Annotated in this window: 3 protein-coding genes and 2 rRNA genes; all 5 read right to left on the reverse strand. The window is 61.3% G+C overall.

All coding sequences use genetic code 11. The features are described 5' to 3' along the window. Positions 1 to 100 (reverse strand): 16S ribosomal RNA (locus CR105_RS26975); the annotation flags it as partial. 426 nt (positions 101 to 526) lie between these two features. Beyond that, entirely contained in the window at positions 527 to 2,950 is a 2,424-nt protein-coding gene (locus CR105_RS26980; RefSeq protein WP_099794017.1) for a penicillin acylase family protein, read from the reverse strand. A gap of 367 nt (positions 2,951 to 3,317) precedes the next feature. After that, positions 3,318 to 3,830 carry a DUF2243 domain-containing protein gene (locus tag CR105_RS26985; protein ID WP_218968765.1) on the reverse strand — a complete coding sequence of 171 codons (513 nt, stop codon included), beginning with the start codon at positions 3,828 to 3,830 and terminating at the stop codon, positions 3,318 to 3,320. Then, on the reverse strand, positions 3,831 to 3,998 hold the full coding sequence (locus tag CR105_RS26990; protein ID WP_180288332.1) for a hypothetical protein: 168 nt from the start codon (positions 3,996 to 3,998) through the stop codon (positions 3,831 to 3,833). Between the two features lie 228 nt (positions 3,999 to 4,226). Then, a 5S ribosomal RNA gene (gene rrf, locus CR105_RS26995) occupies positions 4,227 to 4,339 on the reverse strand. Between the last annotated feature and the right edge of the window lie 5 nt (positions 4,340 to 4,344).

Genomic DNA, 4,344 nt, shown 5'->3' on the forward strand with positions numbered 1-4,344 from the left:
TCGCCACTCGCCGCCAGGTTGCCCCGCGCTGCCGTTCGACTTGCATGTGTAAGGCATGCCGCCAGCGTTCAATCTGAGCCAGGATCAAACTCTTCAGTTCAATCTTGTTTGTTGCCATTTCTGGCACTACCATTGCTGGTAGGTCGCTCACTCAAAATACTGACAGGCCACTTCTTGCGAAGCGCCTATATTTCTTTTTTGTGAACATTTGATAATTTAAGTTTTCAGTGACCGAAGTCACTGGCACTTTCATCAAACGCCCACACTTATCGACTGTTAATTGTTAAAGAACTTGTTCGGTACTGCTTGCTGCCTGGCGATGAAGCGTTGTGTTCATCAGCAGCGAAGAGGTAAGATTATGAGGCTTTTCGCCTTCACCGTCAACTTCTTTTTTTTGCTTCGTCGCCGTTTCCGGCGCTCCCCGACTACCTGGTGACTACTTGATTTCGTCAACCGTTTCATCGGGGAGGCGAACTATAGCAAAGCCCTACCTGCCTTGCAAGTGCTGCGGTGCAGAAATGTGGAATTATTCTGTCAGCGTCATTAATTTGAACTGTGGATCGGCCCTGATCTTGTCCTGGCTGAACGGCAGCGTCGGCCATTCCTTGCGCGAATAGAGAGGCACCTGGTCGCCAAAGTGCGGGGACTTCGGGTCGACCGACTGGCCGTACACCAGCATCGCCTGGGCTACCGGGCCGGCGTCGTCGAACGTCACCGTCTGGATGTAGCTGGTGCCCCATGCGATGTCGTGATAGCCGGCCGCATCGAGCGCGGTGCTCATGTGAATAGAGTTGTAGGAACCGTCGATATCGCCGATCGCGCCGTGGACCGGCACCCGAACGCCGGCACGCGTTTCGTCCTGGTAGTCGCCCAGCCGCCCATCGAGCGGGATGCCGAGGGCCTCGAGCTTTTGCGCCGCCGACTTCAGCGCGGCGAGCATCGCCGGCGCCGCTGCCGGCATCAGCCCAGCCGGCGTGTTGACCGGATCGGCGGGATCGAGCGGAACGGCCCATTTGTTCGGGATGTTCGCAGCTGTATTCCAGAACTCGCGGAACAGCACCGCGCCTCGGCTGTCGAGGTTGGCGCGGCGGTCCCATGCGGACAGCACATTGCACGCCGGCGTCAACGCGCGGTCTTCGGCGGCGCGACACAGCGGCAGCAGTTCGGGCAGCACCAGCTCGGCGGCGTAGACGCGATTGGCGAACATCAATTCCTGCAAGTCGACCGGCCGCAATTGCCGGCGTTGCGCCAGCATTTCCTCCAGCTGGCGAAAGCCGATGCGGGTCCGCAGTTTCTGCTCGACGTCGGTCGGACCATACAGCGGCGAGTAGCCGAGCGGCGCCGGCCCCTTCAGCAGGGCGCGTGGATTGGTGAGCCAGTAGCCGTCGTTCGAGTTGCCGACGTAATCCGTGCGGATCATCCAGGGAGCGTTGGCGGGCGAGTGGATTCCCGGCGGCGCCGCGCCGTCCTGGCCCCAGCCGCAGGCGCTGCGCGAACCGTCGAACATCAATAGCGGCGGCACCACCAGGCAATCGGATGCAAACTTGTCGGCGCCGACGCGCGGCACCACGCTGGCATCGGCGTACAAGGTGTTGCCGTCGCGGTCGGTCGCAACCGTATTGATCCACGGAAGACCGACGATCTTGTCGAGCGAGGCTTTCATCTCGTGCACGCCGCGCGCACTGCCGATGCCGATCCACTGATCGATCAGGCGCGTATTGTTACGGTTTGGATCGGCCAGCACGTGCACCGCGTTCGCGGTCCAGCTGATGCCCGCTTCCGGCTTGACCAGCACCGCGCCCAGTTTGCTGAAGTAGAAGATCTTCTGCCGGCTCGACACGCCGCCGTTCGGCATGCGGCTCTCGACGGTCACCGTCTTTGGCGTCATCTTCACCGATACGCCGTCAGACATGTAGCTGGTGCCACTGCCGTCGCCCGGGTCGAGCGTCAGCTTGAAGGTGGTGAAGTGCACGGCCTTGGTGACGGTGTGAGTCCATGCGACATCTTTGTTAAAGCCGATCACCACGATCGGCAAGCCGCCAAGCACCACGCCCATCGCATCGTAGCGGCCGTTGACGGTAAGGTGCGCCTGGTAGAAGCGGTCGGTGCTGCTCCACGGATAGTGTGGGTTACCGAGCAGCATGCCGCGCCCGCTTGCGGACAACTGCTTGCCGATCGCCAGGCCATTGCTGCCGAGTTTTTCCGCAGTCAGTTTTTCCAGGCGCGCCATCATGAATGTACGATCGATCTTGCGTGGCCTGGCCTTCGCCACAACGGGTGAGACAACGCCGGGGTCGCGCGCGCCGGCCACGATTTCCCTGGCGAACACTTCGCCGGATGCATGCAGCGCTTTCTCTGCGATAACCAGGTACATGTCCTCGACGGTGATCGGGCGCACCCAGGCGGCCTTGCTGCAGGCGGCAGGATAATTGCCGGCGCTGTCCCTGAGGTAGCGGTTGTATCCGGCGGCGTAACCTTCGAGCATGTCGCGTGTCTCCTGCGATCCGGCGGCGTAGCCAGCCTTCAGCTGGTCAATGTCGAGATAGCCCTTGAAGAAGAAATCGCTGTCCTCGTTTTTGAGGTCCATGAAGTCGCTGGCGGCGCCGTACTCGCCGTTGACACGACGGGTAGCGTGGGCGTCCGGCCCAAAGAACAGCGAGCGTTCGCCGCGCGCCGTCAGCAGGCTGTCGGCGAACATGCAGACATTGTCTTGCGCGTAGGCGTACGCAAGGCCGTAGCCGAGGCTGCGGAAATCATTGGCACGGACGTGGGCGACGCCATGCGTAGTGCGGGTCAGTTCCGCGGCGAACTTCGGGGCCGGCGGCGGCGGCGCTTTGCTGTCGTCGCTGCTGCGGCCGCAACCGGCAAGCGCCAGGGCGCTCAGTAGCGCGACGACGGTGAAACGGGACGCGCGGGCGCGTCGCGCCGGGTCATGAAGTTTTTCTGACATGTGAACCCCTTGAGCAGGTGTGGACGGCGGGACGGCTGCGCGGCGAACCGAGCAAGACCGGCGCTTATGATCGCCGTCATGGCGCGCGTCGTATTGAGCGCACTCAACGCGGGGCGTAACGGTCGAGGCCGCCGACGCGGACGCGTTTTACGGAACCTCGGCCGCTGCGCGACGGTCGTATGCTCATGGGTTCAAAAACTGCGCATGGAAATGCGTCCAAGCCCTGGAGTAATTTTCGAACTGGGCCACACTGGCCATCCGTCAGCACCGGGCATTCGGGGGGATCGCGGGCGGATACCAGTGTGGACCCAGCCGCGCTGACCTCGGAGGTGGCGCAGCTGGGAGCATGGTAAACGGTGGTGACGGATCAGCTGGATGGAGGTGCGGCCGTGTCGCGTTTGCCGGCGTTGAGCAGCAGGCGGCCGCCAATCAACATGGCGGCGCCCCAAAGCAAGAAACCGCCGTCCCAATAGATCCACTGGTTGGCCGGCACTGTTTCGTTGACGTGGTGAATCTGCAGGATGTGATGATTGACGATGCCCTCCACCACATTAAATATGCCGAAGCCCATCAACATCGAGCCCGCCAACATTTTCCCCGACCACGGTAGATGCGGCCGGCGCGCCGCGCGCCACAGAACGGCGAGGCCAATCGCGACAAAGATGTAGGTCGACGCGTGGAACATGCCGTCCCAAAAGGTGTTGACCTTCAGTGTCTCGACGCTATCGGCCGGGTAGCCGGCACTGGTCAGCATGTGGTGCCATTGCAAGATCTGGTGCAGGACGATACCATCGAAGAAGCCGCCCAGGCCGAGGCCAAGCCAGACGCCGGCCGACGTCGGAAACCCCTTGGTCGCTGTTTTCGAGGAGGTCATCGTCATTTAGCCACCGCCGATGCCCTCGATGACTTTCCCCGTACCGCCGCAGTTTTCGCATTCCTTGCCGTCGACTTTGCCGGTGCCCTTGCAGACGTCGCAGACCGTTTCGCCGGTACCTGGCGTGGAGGGCGGCGCCTGGTCACCGGGGTTTTGTGGTGCGTCTGTCGCCATATCGCCTCCTGAAACCCACATTTTGAGCGTCCGCCAGCAAGCCGGTTTAGTGCCAGTCAACGCGCTTGGCCGATCTAATTGGTACTTGCGATGTCCTCGTCTCGCTTTTCTTCGGACGAAAAAAAACAGCGTGGCTCGTGGCGGCCTTGGCCGTCGCGGGCGCACGCGTCGCTTTTCTCCAGACGAAAAAAAACCCAGCATCTCTGCTGGGTTTTTTCTTTATAACTAGCCTGACGATAACCTACTTTCACACTGGTTGCAGCACTATCATCGGCGTAATATCGTTTCACGGTCCTGTTCGGGATGGGAAGGGGTGGTACCGATTTACTATGGTCATCAGGCATAA

The sequence above is a fragment of the Massilia eurypsychrophila genome (assembly GCF_002760655.1).
Taxonomy (GTDB): Bacteria; Pseudomonadota; Gammaproteobacteria; order Burkholderiales; family Burkholderiaceae_D; genus JAFCUW01.

Bases quoted from the DNA above. Each gene is read 5' to 3' on its own strand.
- CR105_RS26985 (WP_218968765.1), bottom strand. From the start codon at position 3,830: ATGACGATGACCTCCTCGAAAACAGCGACCAAGGGGTTTCCGACGTCG.
- CR105_RS26990 (WP_180288332.1), bottom strand. From the start codon at position 3,998: ATGGCGACAGACGCACCACAAAACCCCGGTGACCAGGCGCCGCCCTCC.
- CR105_RS26980 (WP_099794017.1), bottom strand. From the start codon at position 2,950: ATGTCAGAAAAACTTCATGACCCGGCGCGACGCGCCCGCGCGTCCCGT.